At 69.4% G+C, this 19,916-nt stretch carries 17 protein-coding genes; 10 read left to right on the top strand and 7 right to left on the bottom strand.

Annotation, left to right across the window (positions count from 1 at the left end; translation table 11 throughout):
• Window positions 1-36 precede the first annotated feature (36 nt).
• The 4 genes from BM297_RS06680 to BM297_RS06665 form a co-directional block, all read right to left on the bottom strand.
• Entirely contained in the window at window positions 37-1,989 is a 1,953-nt protein-coding gene (locus tag BM297_RS06680) for an acetyl/propionyl/methylcrotonyl-CoA carboxylase subunit alpha (protein ID WP_092429549.1), read from the bottom strand.
• A complete protein-coding gene (locus BM297_RS06675; protein WP_092429547.1) occupies window positions 1,986-2,786 on the bottom strand; it encodes a gamma-carboxygeranoyl-CoA hydratase in 801 nt (266 codons plus the stop codon). Before BM297_RS06675 ends, BM297_RS06680 begins: the two co-directional genes overlap by 4 nt.
• A 124-nt stretch (window positions 2,787-2,910) precedes the next feature.
• Window positions 2,911-4,518, bottom strand: coding sequence for a carboxyl transferase domain-containing protein (locus BM297_RS06670; RefSeq protein WP_092429545.1), 1,608 nt, complete (start codon window positions 4,516-4,518; stop codon window positions 2,911-2,913).
• Window positions 4,519-4,631: 113 nt separating this feature from the next.
• Window positions 4,632-5,795, bottom strand: a complete 1,164-nt coding sequence (locus tag BM297_RS06665) for an isovaleryl-CoA dehydrogenase (RefSeq protein WP_092429543.1) — start codon at window positions 5,793-5,795, stop codon at window positions 4,632-4,634.
• Between the two features lie 272 nt (window positions 5,796-6,067).
• Here BM297_RS06665 and BM297_RS06660 point away from each other — a divergent pair, with 272 nt between their 5' ends.
• From BM297_RS06660 to BM297_RS06615, 10 genes are all read left to right on the top strand, one after another.
• The gene (locus BM297_RS06660) at window positions 6,068-7,747 is read left to right on the top strand and encodes an AMP-binding protein (RefSeq protein WP_092429541.1); all 1,680 of its coding nucleotides are present in this window, start codon (window positions 6,068-6,070) and stop codon (window positions 7,745-7,747) included.
• Between the two features lie 182 nt (window positions 7,748-7,929).
• The gene (locus tag BM297_RS06655; RefSeq protein WP_092429539.1) at window positions 7,930-8,523 is read left to right on the top strand and encodes a peroxidase-related enzyme; all 594 of its coding nucleotides are present in this window, start codon (window positions 7,930-7,932) and stop codon (window positions 8,521-8,523) included.
• Between the two features lie 132 nt (window positions 8,524-8,655).
• Entirely contained in the window at window positions 8,656-9,432 is a 777-nt protein-coding gene (locus BM297_RS06650; protein WP_092429538.1) for an ABC transporter ATP-binding protein, read from the top strand.
• A complete protein-coding gene (locus BM297_RS06645) occupies window positions 9,429-10,154 on the top strand; it encodes an ABC transporter ATP-binding protein (RefSeq protein ID WP_092429536.1) in 726 nt (241 codons plus the stop codon). Before BM297_RS06650 ends, BM297_RS06645 begins: the two co-directional genes overlap by 4 nt.
• A 102-nt stretch (window positions 10,155-10,256) precedes the next feature.
• On the top strand, window positions 10,257-11,483 hold the full coding sequence (locus tag BM297_RS06640) for an ABC transporter substrate-binding protein (protein WP_092429534.1): 1,227 nt from the start codon (window positions 10,257-10,259) through the stop codon (window positions 11,481-11,483).
• Window positions 11,484-11,581: 98 nt separating this feature from the next.
• The gene (locus BM297_RS06635) at window positions 11,582-12,469 is read left to right on the top strand and encodes a branched-chain amino acid ABC transporter permease (protein WP_092429532.1); all 888 of its coding nucleotides are present in this window, start codon (window positions 11,582-11,584) and stop codon (window positions 12,467-12,469) included.
• A 2-nt stretch (window positions 12,470-12,471) separates the two neighbouring features.
• A complete protein-coding gene (locus BM297_RS06630; protein WP_092429530.1) occupies window positions 12,472-13,479 on the top strand; it encodes a branched-chain amino acid ABC transporter permease in 1,008 nt (335 codons plus the stop codon).
• A 26-nt stretch (window positions 13,480-13,505) separates the two neighbouring features.
• Window positions 13,506-14,255, top strand: coding sequence for an electron transfer flavoprotein subunit beta/FixA family protein (locus tag BM297_RS06625; protein ID WP_092429528.1), 750 nt, complete (start codon window positions 13,506-13,508; stop codon window positions 14,253-14,255).
• On the top strand, window positions 14,255-15,184 hold the full coding sequence (locus BM297_RS06620) for an electron transfer flavoprotein subunit alpha/FixB family protein (RefSeq protein WP_092429527.1): 930 nt from the start codon (window positions 14,255-14,257) through the stop codon (window positions 15,182-15,184). The genes BM297_RS06625 and BM297_RS06620 overlap by 1 nt, the downstream gene beginning before the upstream one ends.
• A 114-nt stretch (window positions 15,185-15,298) precedes the next feature.
• Window positions 15,299-16,717, top strand: a complete 1,419-nt coding sequence (locus BM297_RS06615; protein ID WP_092429525.1) for a homospermidine synthase — start codon at window positions 15,299-15,301, stop codon at window positions 16,715-16,717.
• Window positions 16,718-16,772: 55 nt separating this feature from the next.
• Here the strand turns inward: BM297_RS06615 and BM297_RS06610 are convergent, their stop codons facing one another.
• From BM297_RS06610 to BM297_RS06600, 3 genes are read right to left on the bottom strand one after another with little or no spacing between them, the layout of a single operon-like run.
• The gene (locus BM297_RS06610; RefSeq protein WP_092429523.1) at window positions 16,773-17,513 is read right to left on the bottom strand and encodes an ABC transporter ATP-binding protein; all 741 of its coding nucleotides are present in this window, start codon (window positions 17,511-17,513) and stop codon (window positions 16,773-16,775) included.
• The gene (locus tag BM297_RS06605) at window positions 17,506-18,726 is read right to left on the bottom strand and encodes an ABC transporter permease (RefSeq protein WP_092429521.1); all 1,221 of its coding nucleotides are present in this window, start codon (window positions 18,724-18,726) and stop codon (window positions 17,506-17,508) included. The genes BM297_RS06610 and BM297_RS06605 overlap by 8 nt, the downstream gene beginning before the upstream one ends.
• Before the next feature lie 4 nt (window positions 18,727-18,730).
• Window positions 18,731-19,903 (bottom strand): efflux RND transporter periplasmic adaptor subunit, encoded by a 1,173-nt coding sequence (locus BM297_RS06600; protein WP_394328009.1) that lies wholly within the window; start codon window positions 19,901-19,903, stop codon window positions 18,731-18,733.
• Between the last annotated feature and the right edge of the window lie 13 nt (window positions 19,904-19,916).

Here is a 19,916-nt window from a genome sequence, read left to right as displayed (position 1 = left end):
GGACAACGGCGCAGCCTTGTCCACCGGCGCTCCTTCTCAGGCCTCTTCCAGCTCCACCAGCGCGGCGCCTTCGCTGACCATTTCGCCCTCGCTGCAGTACAGGCCCTTGACCACCCCGGCCTGCGGCGCGCGGATGCTGTGTTCCATCTTCATCGCCTCCAGCACCACCAGCGCGGTGCCGGCCTCGACGTGCTGGCCGGCTTCCACCAGCACGCGGACGATGCTGCCGTTCATCGGCGCGGTCAGCCCGCCATGGTGGGCGTGGCTGGCCTCGGCCTCGGCGATCGGGTCGACGCGCTGCACGCTGCGCAGCTCGCCGGCCCACTGCAGGTACAGGCTGTCGCCGCGGCGGATCGCCAGGTGCTGGCGGCGCAGGCCGTCCTGCTCGATCACCAGCTGCTCGCCGACCAGCTGCGCCCTGGGGGCGCTGCCGGCGCGCAGCTGCACGCTCTGCTGGGTGTCGCCGCAGCGCAGGGTCAGGTCGGTCTCCGCCGGCAGGCCGGCGCGCCAGCCGCTGGCGTTGCTCCACGGCGAATGCGGATCGTCGCCGCGCACGCGTGCGGCCTCGCTCTGCACGAAGGCCTCGCCGGCCAGTTGCCAGAACACCTCCGGCAGCGCGCCGACCGGCGGCAGCAGCTGCGCCTGGTGGCGCGGGATGAAGCCGGTGTCCAGTTCGGCGGCGGCGAACGCCGGGTGGGCCAGCACGCGGTGCAGGAAGGCCAGGTTGGTCTTCACGCCGCCGACGGCGGTCTCGGCGAGCATGGCCAGCAGGCGCTGGCGCGCCTCCTCGCGATTCTCGCCCCAGGCGATCAGCTTGCCGAGCATCGGGTCGTAGAACGGCGACACCGTGTCGCCCTCGGCGACGCCGCTGTCGACCCGGCGGCCCGGGCCGGCGGCCGGCTCGCGGTACAGCGCCAGGCTGCCGGTGGCCGGCAGGAAGTCGTGGTCCGGGTCCTCGGCGTACAGGCGTACCTCGATGGCGTGGCCGATCAGCGGCACCTGCTCCTGAGTGATCGGCAGCGCCTCGCCGCGGGCGACGCGGATCTGCCAGGCCACCAGGTCGAGGCCGGTGATCGCCTCGGTGACCGGGTGCTCGACCTGCAGGCGGGTGTTCATCTCCATGAAGAAGAACTCGCCGCGCGCGTCGAGGAGGAACTCCACGGTGCCGGCGCCGACGTAGCCGATGGCCTTGGCCGCCTTCACCGCCGCCTCGCCCATGGCGCGGCGCAGCTCGGGCGACAGGCCCGGGGCCGGAGCTTCCTCGACCACCTTCTGGTGGCGGCGCTGGATCGAGCAGTCGCGCTCGTTGAGGTACAGGCAGTTGCCGTGGCTGTCGGCGAACACCTGGATCTCCACGTGGCGCGGCTTGAGCACGTACTTCTCGACCAGCATGCGCGAGTCGCCGAACGAGGATTGCGCCTCGCGCTGCGCCGAGGCCAGCGCCTCGGCCAGCTCGCTCTCGCGCTCCACCACCTTCATGCCCTTGCCGCCGCCGCCGGCGGTGGCCTTGAGCAGCACCGGATAGCCGATCACCTCGGCGGCGGTGCGGAAGGTCTCGTAGTCCTGGGCCTCGCCGTGGTAGCCGGGCACCAGCGGCACGCCGGCGGTTTCCATCAGCGCCTTGGCCGCCGACTTGCTGCCCATGGCGTCGATGGCGCTGGCCGGCGGGCCGAGGAAGATCAGCCCGGCCGCCTCGATGGCGCGGGCGAAGCCGGCGTTCTCGGAGAGGAAGCCATAGCCGGGGTGGATGGCCTGGGCGCCGCTGGCCTTGGCCGCGGCGATCAGCTTGTCGACCAGCAGGTAGCTGTCGGCCGGCTTGGCGCCGCCGAGGTCGACGCGGATGTCGGCTTCGCGGGCGTGGCGGGCGTCGCGGTCGATGGCGCTGTGCACGGCCACGGTGGTCAGGCCCAGGGCCTTGGCGGTGCGCATCACCCGGCAGGCGATCTCGCCGCGGTTGGCCACCAGCAGGGTGTCGATGTGTCGGCTCATTGGTGGCTCTCCTGCCAGGCGGGGGTGCGTTTGTCGAGGAAGGCGTTGAGTCCCTCCTGACCTTCGGCGCTGACGCGCAGGGTGGCGATGGCGCGTTCGGTGAACTGGCGCAGTTCGTCGTCGAGCTGCGCCGGACCGACCTCGACCAGCAGTTCCTTGCAGGCCTTGAGCGCCTGCGGGCTGTTCAGCCGCAGGTTGGCGAGCCACTGCTCCAGCGCGGCGTCCAGCTCGCTGGCCGGGTAGGCCTCGGCGAGCAGGCCCAGTTCGCGGGCGCGCTTGCCGTCGAAGCGCTCGGCGGTGAGGGCGTAGCGGCGGGTGGCGCGCTCGCCGATGGCCTTGACCACGAACGGGCTGATCACCGCCGGGGCCAGGCCGATGCGCACTTCGGACAGGCAGAACAGCGCGTCGTCGGCGCCGATGGCCATGTCGCAGCAGGCGATCAGGCCCAGCGCGCCGCCGAAGGCCGCGCCCTGCACCACGGCCAGGGTCGGCTGCGGCAGGTGGTAGAGGCGGTGCATCAGCTCGCCCAGTTCGTGGGCGTCGCTGAGGTTGGCTTCATAGTCGAGTTTCGCCGACTGCTGCATCCAGGCCAGGTCGGCGCCGGCGCTGAAGTGCTTGCCGCGCCCGCGCAGGACCAGCAGGCGGATCGCCGGGTCGGCCTGCACCGCGGCCAGCGCGGCGTTCAGCTCGCTGATCACCGCGGCGTTGAAGGCGTTGTTCTTGTCGGCACGGTTCAGCCACAGGGTGGCGATGCCGTGCGGATCTTTATTCAGTTCGATGGTCTGGAAATCGGTCATGTCGGCTCCGGGGCATCGGTTGGCGCTCCCTCTCCCCGCTGGGGAGAGGTTGGGGTGAGGGGCGGCGGCGCCGGCTTCCCTCACCCCCGGCCCCTCTCCCGCGAGCGGGAGAGGGGAGCAGGGCTTACATGCGGAACACGCCGAAGCGGGTCGGCTCGATCGGCGCGTTGAGCGTGGCGGACAGCGCCAGCGCCAGGACCTCGCGGGTCTGCGCCGGGTCGATCACGCCGTCGTCCCACAGCCGGGCGCTGGAGTAGTACGGATGGCCCTGGCGCTCGTACTGCTCGAGGATCGGCTGGCGGATCGCTTCCTCCTCGGCGGCGGAGAACTGCTGGCCGCTGCGCTCGACCTGCTCGCGCTTGACCTGGGTGAGCACGCCGGCGGCCTGGGCGGCGCCCATCACGCCGATCCGCGCGTTGGGCCACATCCACAGGAAGCGCGGATCGTAGGCACGGCCGCACATGCCGTAGTTGCCGGCGCCGAAGCTGCCGCCGATGATCACGGTGAACTTCGGCACCTGGGCGCAGGCCACCGCGGTGACCAGCTTGGCGCCGTGCTTGGCGATGCCGCCGGCCTCGTACTTCTGGCCGACCATGAAGCCGGTGATGTTCTGCAGGAACAGCAGCGGGATGCCGCGCTGGCAGGCCAGCTCGATGAAGTGTGCACCCTTCTGCGCGGCCTCGGCGAACAGGATGCCGTTGTTGGCGAGGATGGCCACCGGGTAGCCGTGCAGGCGGGCGAAGCCGCACACCAGGGTGGTGCCGAACAGCGCCTTGAACTCGTCGAACTCGCTGCCGTCGACCAGGCGGGCGATCACCTCGCGCACGTCGAACGGCTGCTTGGCGTCGGCCGGGATCACCCCGTACAGCTCCTCGGAGGCGTACAGCGGCGCGCGCGGTGCGCTGGTCTGCACCTCGCCCAGCTTGCGCCAGTTGAGGTTGGCCACGCAGCGGCGGGCGATGGCCAGCGCGTGGGCGTCGTTCTCGGCGTAGTGGTCTGCCACCCCCGAGGTCTTGCAGTGCACGTCGGCGCCGCCCAGCTCCTCGGCGGTGACCACCTCGCCGGTGGCGGCCTTCACCAGCGGCGGGCCGGCGAGGAAGATGGTCGCCTGGTTGCGCACCATGATGGTCTCGTCGGCCATCGCCGGCACGTAGGCGCCGCCGGCGGTGCACGAGCCCATCACTACGGCGATCTGCGGGATGCCGGCGGCGCTCATGTTGGCCTGGTTGAAGAAGATGCGGCCGAAGTGTTCGCGGTCGGGGAACACCTCGTCCTGGCGCGGCAGGTTGGCGCCGCCGGAGTCGACCAGGTAGATGCACGGCAGGCGGTTCTCGCGGGCGATGGTCTGCGCGCGGATGTGCTTCTTGACGGTCAGCGGGTAGTAGCTGCCGCCCTTCACGGTGGCGTCGTTGGCGACGATCATGCATTCGACGCCCTCGACGCGGCCGATGCCGGCGACCACGCCGGCGGCCGGCACGTCCTCGCCGTAGACCTCGAAGGCGGCCAGCGGGGCCAGCTCGAGGAAGGCCGAGCCGGGATCGAGCAGGGCGTTGATGCGCTCGCGCGCCAGGAGCTTGCCGCGCGCGCTGTGACGCTGCTGGGCGGCGACGCCGCCGCCCTCGCTGATGCGACCGAGCAGGGCGCGCAGGTTGTTGACCTGCTCGCGCATCGCCGCGCTGTTGGCGGCGAACTCGGGCGAGCGGGTGTTGATCTGGGTGTGCAGGATGGCCATTGGCTCACTCCGTCGGGATCGATCGCTCCCACGCTCTGGTGTGGGAGTGCCGCTTGAGGACGCTGAGCGTCCGTCCGGGTGCCCACGCCGGAGCGTGGGCACCATCAGGTGACTCAGCGCGTCTCGTTGAACAGTTCGCGGCCGATCAGCATGCGGCGGATCTCGCTGGTGCCGGCGCCGATCTCGTAGAGCTTGGCGTCGCGCAGCAGGCGTCCGGTGGGGAACTCGTTGATGTAGCCGTTGCCGCCGAGGATCTGGATCGCCTGCAGGGCCATCTGGGTGGCGTTTTCCGCCGTATAGAGGATCACCCCGGCGGCGTCCTTGCGGGTGGTCTCGCCGCGGTCGCAGGCCTGCGCCACCGTGTACAGGTAGGCGCGGCTGGCGTTGAGCTGGGTGTACATGTCGGCGACCTTGCCCTGGATGAACTGGAACTCGCCGATGCTCTGGCCGAACTGCTTGCGGTCGTGGATGTAGGGCACCACCACGTCCAGGCAGGCCTGCATGATGCCGACCGGGCCGCCGGCGAGCACCACGCGCTCGTAGTCGAGGCCGCTCATCAGTACCTTCACGCCGCCGTTGACCTGGCCGAGGACGTTCTCCTCCGGCACCTCGACGTCGTCGAAGAACAGCTCGCAGGTGTTGGAGCCGCGCATGCCCAGCTTGTCGAACTTGTTGCCGCGGGAAAAGCCCTTCCAGTCGCGCTCGACGATGAACGCGGTGATGCCGTGCGGGCCCTTGTCGAGGTCGGTCTTGGCGTAGATCACGTAGGTGTTGGCGTCCGGACCGTTGGTGATCCAGGTCTTGCTTCCGTTGAGGACGAAGCGGTCGCCCTTCTTGTCGGCGCGCAGCTTCATCGACACCACGTCGGAGCCGGCGTTCGGCTCGCTCATCGCCAGGGCGCCGACGTGCTCGCCGCTGATCAGCTTGGGCAGGTACTTGGCCTTCTGCGCCGGGGTGCCGTTGCGGTTGATCTGGTTGACGCACAGGTTGGAGTGGGCGCCGTAGGACAGGCCGACCGAGGCCGAGGCGCGGCTGATTTCCTCCAGGGCCACCACGTGGGCCAGGTAGCCCATGCCGGCGCCGCCGTACTCCTCGGCCACGGTGATGCCCAGGAGGCCCATCTCGCCGAACTTCTTCCACATGTCGGCGGGGAACAGGTTGTCGTGGTCGATGGCGGCGGCGCGCGGCGCCAGCTCGCTGGTCACGAAGGCACGCACCTGGTCGCGCAGCATGTCGACGGTTTCACCGAGGGCGAAGTTGAGGCTGGAGTACGTCATGGAACCACCTTTGTCTGTCTTGTAGTTGTGCGGTTTGCGGTGTAGTAGGTTGCCGGTGCGCAAGGCTTCGGCCTGTTCGCCTGCCGCTCCGGCACGCTGTGCCGGAGTCCCATTCCAGCGTAGCGCCTGGCGCTCTGGAGTGGGTTGTCAGTCGATCACCTTTACGTTAACGTAAACAAACCCTGCAGCAACGTCAACTCCCGACGGTGGCTGCGGAATAGCAAGACTCAGAAGTAGCAAACCTCATAACAAACATAAGACTGAGGCACTCCATGAATCTTCCGAGCTACACCTGCGGACCGCAGGAGAAACCGCTGCTGGCCATGACTATCGGTGCAGCCTTCGATCAGACGGTCGCCCGTTTTGCCGAGCGTGAAGCGCTGGTGGTGCGCGAGCAGGGCCTGCGTTTCACCTGGGCCGAACTGGCCGCTGCGGTCGACCGCTGCGCGCGGGCCTTCATCGCCCTCGGCCTGCAGCCGGGCGACCGTCTGGGCATCTGGTCGCCGAACCGCGCCGAGTGGTGCATCAGCCAGTTCGCCAGCGCCAAGGCCGGGGTCATCCTGGTCAACATCAACCCCGCCTACCGCCTCAACGAACTCGAGTACGCGCTCAAGCAGTCCGGCTGTCGCTGGCTGATCTGCGCCGACACCTTCAAGACCTCCAACTACCACGCCATGCTCGGCGAACTGCTGCCGGAGCTGGCGACCAGCGCTCTCGGCGCCCTGCACAGCCACATGCTGCCGGAGCTGCGCGGGGTGATCAGCCTCGGCGCGCAGCCGGCCGACGGCATGCTCGGCTGGCAGCAGCTGCAGGCGATGGCCGAGCAGGTCGGCCCCGAGCAGCTGCGCCAGTGCGGCGAGCAGCTGCAGTTCGACGAGCCGATCAACATCCAGTACACCTCCGGCACCACCGGCTTCCCCAAGGGCGCCACCCTCAGCCACTACAACATCCTCAACAACGGCTACATGGTCGGCGAGAGCCTCGGCCTGACCGAGCACGACCGCCTGGTCATCCCGGTGCCGCTGTACCACTGCTTCGGCATGGTGATGGGCAACCTCGGCTGCCTGACCCACGGCAGCACCATGATCTACCCGAGCGCCGCCTTCGAGCCGCTGGCCGCGCTGCAGGCGGTGGCCGAGGAACGCGCCACCGCGCTGTACGGCGTGCCGACCATGTTCATCGCCATGCTCGACCACCCCGGGCGCGCCGGCATGGACCTGTCCAGCCTGCGCACCGGGATCATGGCCGGCGCCACCTGCCCGATCGAGGTGATGAAGCGGGTGATCGCCGAGATGCACATGAGCGAGGTGCAGATCGCCTACGGGATGACCGAGACCAGCCCGGTGTCGACCCAGACCGGGCCGAGCGACGATCTGGAGCGCCGCGTCACCAGCGTCGGCCGCACCCAGCCGCACCTGGAGAGCAAGATCGTCGACGAGCAGGGGCGCGTGGTACCGCGCGGCACCATCGGCGAGCTGTGCACCCGCGGCTACAGCGTGATGCTCGGCTACTGGAACAACCCGGATGCCACCCGCGAGGCCCTCGACGGCGCGCGCTGGATGCACACCGGCGACCTGGCGACCATGGACGACGAGGGCTACATCAAGATCGTCGGCCGCAACAAGGACATGATCATCCGCGGCGGCGAGAACGTGTACCCGCGCGAGGTGGAGGAGTTCCTGTTCACCCACCCGGCGGTGGCTGACGTGCAGGTGATCGGCGTGCCGGACAGCAAGTACGGTGAGGAGATCGTCGCCTGGGTCAAGCTGCATCCCGGTCACGCGGTCGAGGGCGAGGCGCTGCGCGAGTTCTGCAAGGGGCGCATCGCCCACTTCAAGACCCCGCGGCACATCAAGTTCGTCGACGACTTCCCGATGACCATCAGCGGCAAGGTGCAGAAGTTCCGCATGCGCGAGATCAGCGTGCTGGAGCTGGGGATCAGCCAGCACTGAGTGGCGCCGCGCCGAGCGTACCCGCGCTCTGCTGATCGTTCCCACGCTCCGCGTGGGAACGCCGCCGCCCGGACGCCCGCGTCCATCCCGCGTGGCGACGGGCGCAGGAGCGCCCCGTGCCGGGTACCCACGCGGGAGCGTGGGCACCATCGATCCGTCATAACAACAATAAGGAACATTGCATGACCGCCCCGATCAGCCGCTTCCCCGTTCCCGAATCCCTCGACGCCCTGCCCGCCGACCTGCGCGAGCGCATCCTCGCCGTGCAGGACAAGGCCGGTTTCATTCCCAACGTGTTCCTCATGCTGGCGCACCGCCCCGAGGAGTTCCGCGCCTTCTTCGCCTGGCACGACGCGCTGATGGAGCGTGAATCCGACAGCCTGACCCTGGCCGAGAAGGAGATGATCGTGGTCGCCACCAGTGCGCGCCACGGCTGCCTGTACTGCGTGGTGGCGCACGGCGCGGTGCTGCGCATCTACAGCAAGCAGCCGCACCTCGCCGACCAGCTGGCGATCAACCACCGCAGCGCGGCCATCGGCGAGCGCCAGCGGCTGATGATCGACTTCGCCATGCACCTGAGCTTCGAGCACGGCGTGCTGGACGACGCCTGGCAGGCGCGCCTGGCAAGCGTCGGTTTCAGCCTCAACGACATCTGGGACATCGGTGCCGTGGCCGCCTTCTTCAGCCTGTCCAACCGCCTGGTGTCGCTGGCCGGCACCCCGCCGAACGACGAGTTCTACCTGATGGGCAGGGTGCCGCGCGCGTCGCGAAGCTGATCACATCGCACTGCACTAAAGGCGTATGAAAGGCGCTTGCCGTGTGCGTCGGGATGCTGTTAACGTTTACGTAAAGGCCAGTGACGGCCAGCGCCATAACCAACAAAAACAATCAAGGTTAGAGGGCACCCCATGGCACCAGAGTTTGTGCTGGAAACACGCGGCCTGACCAAGGAGTTCCGCGGTTTCACCGCGGTCGATGCGGTCGACCTGCGCGTGCAGCAGGGTCACATCCACGCGCTGATCGGTCCCAACGGGGCCGGCAAGACCACCGTGTTCAACCTGCTCACCAAGTTCCTCACCCCCACCCGCGGCGAAATCCTCTACTTCGGCAAGCCGATCACCGCGATGAAGTCCAACGAGATCGCCCGCCTCGGCCTGGTGCGCTCGTTCCAGATCTCCGCGGTGTTCGGCCACATGAGCGTGCGTGACAACGTGCGCGTGGCGCTGCAGCGCCAGCAGGGCAACTCCTTCCACTTCTGGAAGTCGGCGCGCTGCCTGGACGAGCTCAACGAGCGCGCCGACCAGCTGCTCGCCGAGGTCGACCTGCTCGGCTTCGCCGACACCCTGACCATCGAACTGCCCTACGGCCGCAAGCGTGCCCTCGAACTGGCCACCACCCTGGCCCTGGAGCCCAAGGTGCTACTGCTCGACGAGCCGACCCAGGGCATGGGCCACGAGGACGTCGACATGGTGGTCGGCCTGGTGCGCCGCGCCGCGGTCGGCCGCACCGTGGTGATGGTCGAGCACAACCTCAGCGTGGTCAGCCGCCTGTGCGACCGCATCACCGTGCTGGCGCGCGGCGCGATCCTCGCCGAAGGCGACTACGCGGCGATGTCGGCCCACCCGCAGGTGCGCGAGGCCTATCTGGGCAGCGAAGCTGCCGTACTCGAGGAGGCCCACGCATGACCGGCCTGCACACCACCCCGGACTTCGAACAGCTGCGCATCAGCGACCTGCACGCCTTCTACGGCGAGTCGCACATCCTCCACGGCATCGACCTGCTGGTGCGTCGCGGCGAGCTGGTGACCCTGCTCGGCCGCAACGGCGCCGGGCGCACCACCACCCTGCGCGCGATCATGAACCTGGTCGGCCGGCGCACCGGCTCGATCATGATCAACGGCAACGAGACCATCGGCGTCGCCGCGCACCTGATCCCGCGCCTGGGCGTCGGCTACTGCCCGGAGGAACGCGGCATCTTCGCCAGCCTCAACGTCGAGGAAAACCTGCTGCTGCCGCCCACCGTGCGCAGCGGCGGCATGGACCTCGACGAGATCTACGAGATGTTCCCCAACCTCTACGAGCGCCGCTTCAGCCAGGGCACCCGGCTGTCCGGCGGCGAGCAGCAGATGCTGGCCATGGCGCGCATCCTGCGCACCGGCGCCAACCTGCTGCTGCTCGACGAGATCACCGAGGGCCTCGCCCCGGTGATCGTGCAGAAGCTCGGCCAGGTGCTGCTCAAGCTCAAGGACAAGGGCCTGACCATCGTCCTGGTCGAACAGAACTTCCGCTTCGCCGCGCCGCTGGCCGACCGTCACTACCTGATGGAGCACGGCCAGATCGTCGAGGAGATCGTCGCCGGCGAGCTGGCGGCCAAGCAGGAGCTGCTCAACACCTGCCTCGGCGTCTGAATCCCCGTAATACCCGTCGCGATCCGCCTGGCGCCCCGGCGCCGGGAGCCTCGGCGGTCTGTTCGTCTGTACAACAACAATAACCATGCACTGGGTGAATAGATGAAAGTTTTCCAGAAAACCGCAAGCGCCATCCTCGCCTCGACCCTGCTCGCCAGCGCCGCCCAGGCGTCGATCAGCAACGACGAAATCCGCATCGGCTACCTCGCCGACATGTCCGGCACCTACCGCGATCTCGCCGGGCCGGGCGGTCTGCAAGCGCTGAACATGGCGGTGGAAGACTTCGGCGGCACGGTCGACGGCAAGAAGATCGTCGTGTTCAGCGCCGACGACCTCAACAAGCCGGACGTCGGCGCCAACACCGTGCGTCAGTGGGTCGACGAGCGCAACGTCGACATGGTGACCGGTCTGGTCGCCTCCTCGGTGGTGCTGGCGGCCACCAAGGTGGTCGAGCAGGCCGACAAGCTGGCGCTGATCTCCGGCGCCGCCTCGTCGGGGATCACCAACGAATCCTGCTCGCCCAACCACATCCACTGGACCTACGACACCTACGCGCTGGCCAACGGCACCGCCAAGGCCGTGCTCGAGGCCGGCGGCAAGAGCTGGTACATGCTGACCGCCGACTATGCCTTCGGTCATGCCCTGGAGGCGGACATCACCAAGGTGGTGACCGGTGGCGGCGGCAGCGTGGTCGGCACGGTGCGTCATCCCTTCCCCAGCCAGGACTTCTCCTCCTACATCCTCCAGGCCCAGGGCTCCGGGGCCGAGGTGGTGGCGCTGGCCAACGCCGGTGCCGACACCGTCAACGCGCTGAAGACCGCCAGCCAGTTCGGCGTCACCCAGTCCGGGCAGAAGCTGGCCGGCATGCTGGTGTTCCTCAACGACGTCCATGCCATGGGCCTGGAAGTCACCCAGGGCCTGATGCTGACCACCGGCTGGTACTGGGACATGAACGACGAGACCCGCGCCTGGGCCAAGCGCTACTACGACCGCGTCGGCAGCATGCCGACCATGTCCCAGGCCGGCGTCTACTCGGCGACCATGCACTACCTGAACGCGGTCAAGGCAACCGGCAGCGACGACACCACCACCGTGCGCGCCAAGATGGCCGCCACCCCGATCAACGACATGTTCGCCAAGGGCGGCAAGATCCGCGAGGACGGCCGCATGGTCCACGACATGTACCTGGCGCAGGTGAAGACCCCGGCCGAGTCCAAGGGCGAGTGGGACCTGTACAAGATCCTCAGCACCATCCCCGGCGACCAGGCGTTCCGCCCGCTGGCCGAGAGCCAGTGCCGGCTGGTGACCGGCAAGGTGGCGCAGAACTGATCGACCGCCGCTCCCGCGCGCCGCAACTGCGCGCGGGAGCGAGCCATCCACCCGGCCCGCGCGGCCGGGTGTCGCGGACTTCCTCTGGGTGGTGAATCATGACTCTCCTGTTCGGTATTCCCCTGAGCGTTCTGCTCGGCCAGCTGCTGCTCGGCCTGATCAACGGCGCCTTCTATGCACTGCTCAGCCTGGGCCTGGCGATCATCTTCGGCCTGCTGCGCATCATCAACTTCGCCCATGGCGCCCAGTACATGCTCGGCGCCTTCGCCGCCTGGCTCGGCCTCAACTACCTGGGCGTCAACTACTGGGTCGCGCTGCTGCTGGCGCCGCTGCTGGTCGGTGCCATCGGCATGGCCATCGAGCGCCACCTGCTGCGGCGCATCGCCGGCGAGGACCACCTCTACGGCCTGCTGCTGACCTTCGGCCTGGCGCTGATCGTCGAGGGCAGCTTCGTCAAGCTGTTCGGCGTGTCCGGCGGCTCCTACCCGATGCCCGAGCTGCTCAAGGGCGGCTACAACCTCGGCTTCATGTTCCTGCCCACCTACCGCGCCTGGGTGGTGGTGGCCGCGCTGGTGGTGTGCGTCGCCACCTGGTACATGATCGAGCGCACCCGCCTGGGTTCCTACCTGCGCGCCGGCACCGAGAATCCCAAGCTGATGCAGGCCTTCGGCATCAACGTGCCGCTGCTGATCACCCTGACCTATGGCTACGGCGCCGCCCTGGCGGCCTTCGCCGGCGTGCTCGCCGCGCCGATCTATCCGGTCAGCCCGACCATGGGCGCCAACCTGCTGATCGTGGTGTTCGCCGTGGTGGTGATCGGCGGCATGGGCTCGATCATGGGCGCCATCGTCACCGGTCTGGCCATGGGCCTGATCGAGGGCCTGACCAAGGTGTTCTATCCGCAGGCGGCCAACACCGTGGTGTTCCTGGTGATGGTGATCGTGCTGCTGGTTCGTCCTGCGGGACTGTTCGGGAAGGAGGCATGAGCATGTCGAGTCTGGAAAGCATTCAGGCGGCTGCGGCCGTGCAGCCCAAGGTCGAACAGCAACGCCAGCGCGCGGCGCTGTTGCGCAAGCGCGGCTTCTACCTGGCGCTGCTCGGCGTGGCGCTGGTCGCCCCGCTGGCGGTGTACCCGGTGTTCCTGATGAAGCTGCTGTGCTTCGCGCTGTTCGCCTGCGCCTTCAACCTGCTGCTCGGCTACGCCGGGCTGCTGTCCTTCGGTCACGCGGCGTTCCTCGCCACCGGCGGCTACGTCACCGGCTACCTGCTCAGCCAGTACTCGGGGCTGTCCACCGAGCTGGGCATCCTCGCCGGCACCGCGGCTTCCGGGCTGCTCGGCCTGGGCTTCGGCCTGCTGGCGATCCGCCGCCAGGGCATCTACTTCGCCATGATCACCCTGGCGCTATCCCAGCTGGTGTTCTTCCTCTACGTGCAGGCGCCGTTCACCGGCGGCGAGAACGGTCTGCAGGGCGTGCCGCGCGGCCAGCTGTTCGGCCTGATCGACCTGTCGAGCAACCTGGCGATGTACTACTTCGTGCTGGCGGTGTTCGTGTTCGGCTTCGCGGTGATCCAGCGCACCATCCACTCGCCCTACGGCCAGGTGCTCAAGGCGATCCGCGACAACGAGCCGCGGGCGATCTCGCTGGGCTACAACGTCGACGCCCACAAGCTGCTGGCCTTCGTCATCTCGGCGACCCTCACCGGTCTGGCCGGGGCGACCAAGACCGTGGTGTTCCAGCTGGCCTCGCTGACCGACGCCCACTGGCACATGTCCGGCGAGGTGATCCTGATGACCCTGCTCGGTGGCGTCGGCACCGTGCTCGGTCCGCTGGTCGGCGCCGGCGTGGTGGTGACCCTGCAGAGCTACCTGTCCAACGGCCCGCTGGGCGACTGGGTGCACGTGATCCTCGGGGTGATCTTCGTGCTCTGCGTGCTGCTGTTCCGCGCCGGCATCGTCGGCTGGCTGCAGAAGCTGATCCGTCGCAACTTCAAGTGAAATTCGTGGCAAGCAAGGGGTAACCGATGAAGATCCTCGTAGCTGTGAAACGCGTGGTCGACTACAACGTCAAGGTCCGGGTCAAGGCCGACCAGAGCGGCGTCGAGCTGGCCAACGTCAAGATGGCGCTCAACCCGTTCTGCGAGATCGCCGTGGAAGAAGCGGTGCGCCTCAAGGAACAGGGCGTCGCCAGCGAGATCGTGGTGGTCTCGGTCGGTCCGGCGACCGCCCAGGAGCAGCTGCGTACCGCGCTGGCCCTGGGCGCCGACCGCGCCGTGCTGGTCGAGTCCGCCGAGGAGCTGAGTTCCCTGGCGGTGGCCAAGCTGCTCAAGGCGGTGGTCGACCGCGAGCAGCCGCAGCTGGTGATCACCGGCAAGCAGGCCATCGACAGCGACAACAACCAGACCGGGCAGATGCTCGCCGCGCTGTGCGGCTTCGCCCAGGGCACCTTCGCCTCCAGGGTGGAAGTGGCCGGCGACAGCGTCAAGGTCACCCGCGAGATCGACGGCGGCCTGCAGACCGTGGCGCTCAAGCTGCCGGCGATCGTCACCACCGACCTGCGCCTCAACGAGCCGCACTACGCCTCCCTGCCCAACATCATGAAGGCCAAGAAGAAGCCGCTCGACCTGCTCACCCCGCAGGCGCTCGGCGTGTCCACCGCCTCGACGCTGAAGGTGCTCAAGGTCGAGGCGCCGGCGGCGCGCAGCGCCGGGATCAAGGTCAAGTCGGTGGCCGAACTGGTCGAGAAACTGAAGAACGAAGCGAAGGTGATCTGATGGCCATTCTCGTCATTGCCGAACACGACAACGCCGCGCTGGTGGCGGCGACCCTGAACACGGTCGCCGCCGCCCAGCAGATCGGCGGCGACATCCACGTGCTGGTGGCCGGCAGCGGCTGCGCTAGCGTGGCGGAAGCCGCCGCCAGGGTCGCCGGGGTGGGCACGGTGCTGGTCGCCGACCACGCCGCGCTGGCCCACCAGCTGGCGGAAAACCTCGCGCCGCTGGTGGCCAACCTCGGCAAGGGCTACAGCCACGTGCTGGCGCCGGCCACCACCGCCGGCAAGAACCTGCTGCCGCGCGTCGCCGCGCTGCTCGACGTCGAGCAGATCTCCGAGATCGTCAAGGTGCTCAGCGCCGACACCTTCCAGCGGCCGATCTACGCCGGCAACGCCATCGCCACCGTGCAGTCCTCGGCGGCCGTGAAAGTGATCAGCGTGCGCGGTACCGGCTTCGACGCGGTGGCCGCCGCGGGCGGCAGCGCCGTCATCGAGACGCTGGCGGGCGCCGAGGACCTCGGCCTGTCCGCCTTCGTCGACGAGGAGCTGGCCAAGTCCGAGCGTCCGGAGCTGACCGCGGCGAAGATCATCGTCTCCGGCGGCCGCGGCATGCAGAACGGCGACAACTTCGCGCTGCTCTACGGCGTGGCCGACCAGCTCGGTGCGGCGGTGGGTGCCTCGCGCGCGGCGGTCGACGCCGGCTTCGTGCCCAACGACATGCAGGTCGGCCAGACCGGCAAGATAGTCGCCCCTGAGCTGTACATCGCCGTCGGCATCAGCGGGGCGATCCAGCACCTGGCAGGCATGAAGGACTCCAAGGTGATCGTGGCGATCAACAAGGACGAGGAGGCGCCGATCTTCCAGGTCGCCGACTACGGCCTGGTCGCCGACCTGTTCGAGGCGGTGCCGGAGCTCGGTCGCGCGCTCTGAGCCCTGCCGTACCGGTCGCCCGCCAGGCGCGGCCGGTAACGCGCCACCGCCCTCCCGCGAGCCGCTTCCTATACTGAGGTCCGTACACAGGAAGTCAGTGAGGGGGTAAGGCCATTGGATAGTCCACAGCAGCGCCAGGCCTACGCCGGGCGCATCGTCCTGCTCGGCTTCGGTTGCATCGGCCAGGGCGTGCTGCCGCTGCTGCTGCGCCACATCGCCCTGCGGCCGACGCAGCTGGTGATCCTCGCCGCCGACGCCGAGGGGAGCGAGCAGGCCGTGCAGGCCGGCATCCCGCACCGGGTGGCGGCGCTCACCGCCAGCAACTACCGCAGGCTGCTCGCGCCGCTGCTCGATCCCGGCGACTTCCTGCTCAACCTGTCGGTGGACGTCAGCAGCGTGGCGCTGCTCGAACTGTGCCGCGAGCGCGGCGCGCTGTACCTGGACGCCTGCATCGAGCCCTGGGCCGGTGGCTACGTCGACCGCCACCTGCCGGCGGCGCAGCGCAGCAACTACGCCCTGCGCGAGGCGGCGCTGGCGTTGCGGCGCAGCGACGAGCCGGGGCCGACCGCGGTGCTGAACCACGGCGCCAACCCGGGCCTGGTGTCGCATCTGGTCAAGATGGCGCTGCTCGAACTGGCGGCCGGCAATGGCCTTGCGCAGCCCGCGCCGACCAGCCGCAGGCAGTGGGCGCAGCTGGCCCGGCGCCTGGGGGTGCGCGTCATCCACATCGCCGAGCGCGACTGGCAGGTGGACCAGCAGCGCAAGGTGCCCGACGAGTTCGTCAACACCTGGTCGGTGCCCGGCTTCGTCAGCGAGGCGCTGCAGCCGGCCGAGCTGGGCTGGGGCAGCCACGAGCGGCATTTTCCGGCCGACGGCCACCGTCACCACTACGGCAGCCGGGCGGCCATCTACCTGGAAAGACCGGGGGCGGCCACCCGGGTGCGCAGCTGGACGCCGCTGGCGGGACCGCAGCATGCCTTCCTGATCACCCACGGCGAGTCGATCTCGATCGCCGACTACCTGACCCTGGGCGCCGGCGATGCCCCCGAGTACCGGCCGAGCGTGCTGTATGCCTACCGCCCCTGCGACGACACCGTGCTGTCGCTGGACGAGCTGGCCGGGCGCAACTGGCAGCTGCAGCCGCGCCGCCGCCTGTTGCGCGATGGCCTGGTCAGCGGCGTCGACGAGCTGGGCGTGCTGCTGATGGGCCACGCCGGCGGCGCCTACTGGTACGGCTCGCGGCTGTCCGTCGAGCAGGCGCGCGCGCTGTGCCCGGCCAACAGCCCGACCAGCCTGCAGGTGACGGTGGCGGTGGCCGCCGGGGTGGTTTGGGCGATGCGCAATCCGCAGCGCGGGGTGGTCGAGCCGGACGAGCTGCCCTTCACGGAGATCCTCGACTTCTGCCGGCCCTACCTCGGCGAGGTGGTCGGCGTGTACAGCGACTGGACGCCGCTGCAGGACCGCTGCCGGCTGTTCGACGAAGATCTCGACGCCGACGATCCCTGGCAGTTCAAGAACTTCCGCGTGGTGTAGGCCGCGATGCCGCGGTGGCCCGCTGCGGCCCCGCGCGCCGCCGATGAGGCTGCGCCTACGCGGGGCGCGGCGGCGGATTGGCCTGGTCGCTGACGATGCTGCCGTCCACCAGCTCGATGGTGCGCGCGCAGCTGGCCGACAGGCGCGGGTCGTGGGTGACCACCAGCACCGCGCAGCCGAACTCGCGGTTGAAGCGGCGGAACAGCTCGAACACGCCTTCCGCCGTCCTGGTATCGAGGTTGCCGGTGGGTTCGTCGGCCAGCAGCAGCGCCGGCTGGGTCACCAGGGCGCGGGCGATGGCCACCCGCTGCTGCTGGCCGCCGGAAATCTGGTTGGCCTTCTTCTGCGCGAAATCGGCGAGGCCGACCGCGTCGAGCAGCTCGCGGGCACGCGCGATGTCGCCCGGCGTCGGCTTGCCGTGGCGGATCATCAGCGGCATCAGCACGTTGTCGAGCACGCTGAACGCCGGGATCAGGTGGTGGAACTGGAACACGAAGCCGATCGCCTGGTTGCGCAGGCGGGTGCGCTGCGCGTCGTCCATCGCCCGGGTCGGCTGGCCGAGCAGGTACAGCTCGCCGGCGCTGGGCGAGTCGAGCAGGCCGATGACGTTGAGCAGGGTGCTCTTGCCCGAGCCGGACGGGCCGATCAGTGCCGCCAGCTCGCCGCGCGCCAGGCGCAGGTCGAGCGCGTGCAGCACCTCCAGCTCCAGCGGCGTGCCGGGGTTGTAGGTCTTGCGCAGGCGCTCCAGGCGCAGCACTTCCTCGCCGTCGGTGAAGCCGCGGGTCAGCTCAGACATAACGGATCGCCACCGCCGGATCGAGACGGGCCGCGCGCCGCGCCGGCGCCGCGGCGGCCAGCACGCCGGTGACGGTCGCCACCGCCATGGCCACGGGAATCAGCGTCGGATCGACGGGAATGTAGAACAGTCCCGGGCCCAAGGTGTTGAACACCTGCACCAGCGACCAGCCGACCAGCCCGCCGACGCCGGAGCCGGCCATGCCGAGCAGGCCGCCCTGGAGCAGGAACACGCGCAGGATCTGCCCGCGCGGGCTGCCCATGGCGCGCAGGATGCCGATCTCGCGGGTGCGCTGGACCACGCTGACCGCCAGCACGCTGGCGATGCCGAAGGCCACCGAGAGGCCGACGAACAGGCGGATCATCTGCGTGGTCATGGTCTGCGAGCGCAGCGCGTTGAGCAGCTGGCCGTTGGTGGCCATCCAGCTTTCCACCTGCAGACCGGTGAGCCGCGCCAGGCGCGCGGCGATGGCCTCGGCCTGGAAGATCTCGCCGACCTTGGTTTCGATCACCGTCACCCCGCCGGGCAGATCGAGCAGGGTCTGCACCTGCTTGAGGCTGAGATACACGTAGCGCGCATCCAGCTCGCGTACCTCCTTCTCGAAGATGCCGGCGACGTCGACGATGCTCTCGCGGCCCTGGCCGGCGTCCAGGCGCAGCTTGTCGCCGATGCCCAGGCCCAGATCCTCGGCCAGCTCCTTGCCGATCACCGCATGGTCGGCGTCGACCAGGAAGCGTCCGGCGATCAGGTCCGGGGCGATGGGGATGATGCGCTGGTAGCGCTCGGCGTCGATGCCCAGCAGGTTGACCGAGTTGCGCGCCACGCCGCGCCGGGCGATGGCCGGGCCGCTGATCAGCGGCGACACGGCGAGCAGTTCGGGCTGCCCATCCAGCACATCGCGCACGTCCTGCCAGTTGAGGATCGAGCGCAGGCGCTGGGCGCGCGGGGTGCCCAGGTCCAGTGCCAGGCTGCCGGCAGGCGGCGCCAGCACGCGGTTGACCTCGTCCAGCGGCAGGATGCGGATGTGCGCCTGGGTGCCGAGGGTGCGTTCGATGACGTTGGCCTGCAGGCCGGTGATCAGCGCGGTGATGAAGACGATCACCGCCGAACCGACGCCGATGCCGACGATGATCAGCAGGGTCTGCATGCGGTTGTCGGCGAGAAAGCGCAGGGCGATCTTCCACTCGATCCACAGCGAGTCGAGCAGGTGCATCGGCTTACTCCGCCACGCCGCTGGGCAGCGGCTGCAGATTCAGGCGCACGCGCTGGCCGGCCTGGGCATCGGCGGCGAGCACCCGGTCGCCTTCCTGCAGGCCGTCGAGCACCTCGCTGAGGGCGATGCTGCGCAGGCCCAGGCGTACCGGCACGGCCTCGACCCGGCCGCCTTGCTCGCGCAGCACCTCGGCGCGGCTGCCGTCGATGCGCCGCAGGGCATCGTTGGCGATCACCAGGGCGCGTTCGCGGCGCGCGGTGTCGATGTTCACCGAGACGGTCATGCCCTGGCGCAGGAAGTCGGCCGGCGCATCCAGGTCCAGGTGCACGTCGACGGTGCCGCGGGCGGTATCCACCGCCGGGGCGATATAGCTGACGCGGGCATCCAGCACCCGCTCGGGCCAGGCGTCGGCGACGATCCGCGCCCGCTGGCCGAGAGCCACCGGGGCGAGATTCTTCTCGTCCAGCGGCAGGAGGATCTCGCGGCTGCCGGCGCGGGCGATCTCCAGCAGGGTGTCGCCGGGGCGCACCAGATCGCCCGGCTCGACGTTGCGCGTCTGCACGGTGCCTTCGAGCTGGGCATGGATGCGGGTTTTCGCCAGGGTGGCGCGCGCCTGCTCCAGGCGCTGGCGCAGCACCTGCTCCTCGCTGCCGCCGCTGGCCAGCGCGGCGGCGGCCAGCTCGGCGCGGGCACGGGCTTCGCGGGCGGTGACCTCGGCGCGGCGCGCCTGCTCGCGGGCCTCGGCGGAGAGCAGCTGGCGGGCGAACAGCGCCTCGCGGCGCTGGCGTTCGCGGCTGGCCTGGTCGAGATTGCTCTGCGCCTCGCGCAGTGCGGCGAGGGCCTGTGGCCGACTGGAGTCGGTCAGTTGGCGCAGCGCCGCCTCGGCTTCGCGCAGGCGCGCCTGCTGCTCGGCGTCGTGCAGCTCCAGCAGCAGGTCACCCGGCTGCACGGCGTCGCCCTCGCGCACATGGCGGGCCTTGATCACCCCGGTCAGCTCGCTGCCGATGCGCGCCAGCGACTGGCTGCTCACCTCGCCGCTGGCCACCACCCGTTGCACCAGCGGGCGCAGCTCCAGCTGATAGGCCGGCAGCAGCGGGCCTTGCCAGTGACGCCAGGCAAGATAGGCCAGCAGCGCCAGTGGCAGCAGGACAAGAAGGAGGGCAGGGCGAAGGCGCAAGGCGGCAGGCGAC

Origin of the sequence: Geopseudomonas sagittaria, from assembly GCF_900115715.1 — a bacterium.
Classification (GTDB): domain Bacteria; phylum Pseudomonadota; class Gammaproteobacteria; order Pseudomonadales; family Pseudomonadaceae; genus Geopseudomonas; species Geopseudomonas sagittaria.
The sequence above is the reverse complement of the archived record's forward strand: the minus strand, read 5'-3'. Positions and strand labels throughout refer to the sequence as shown.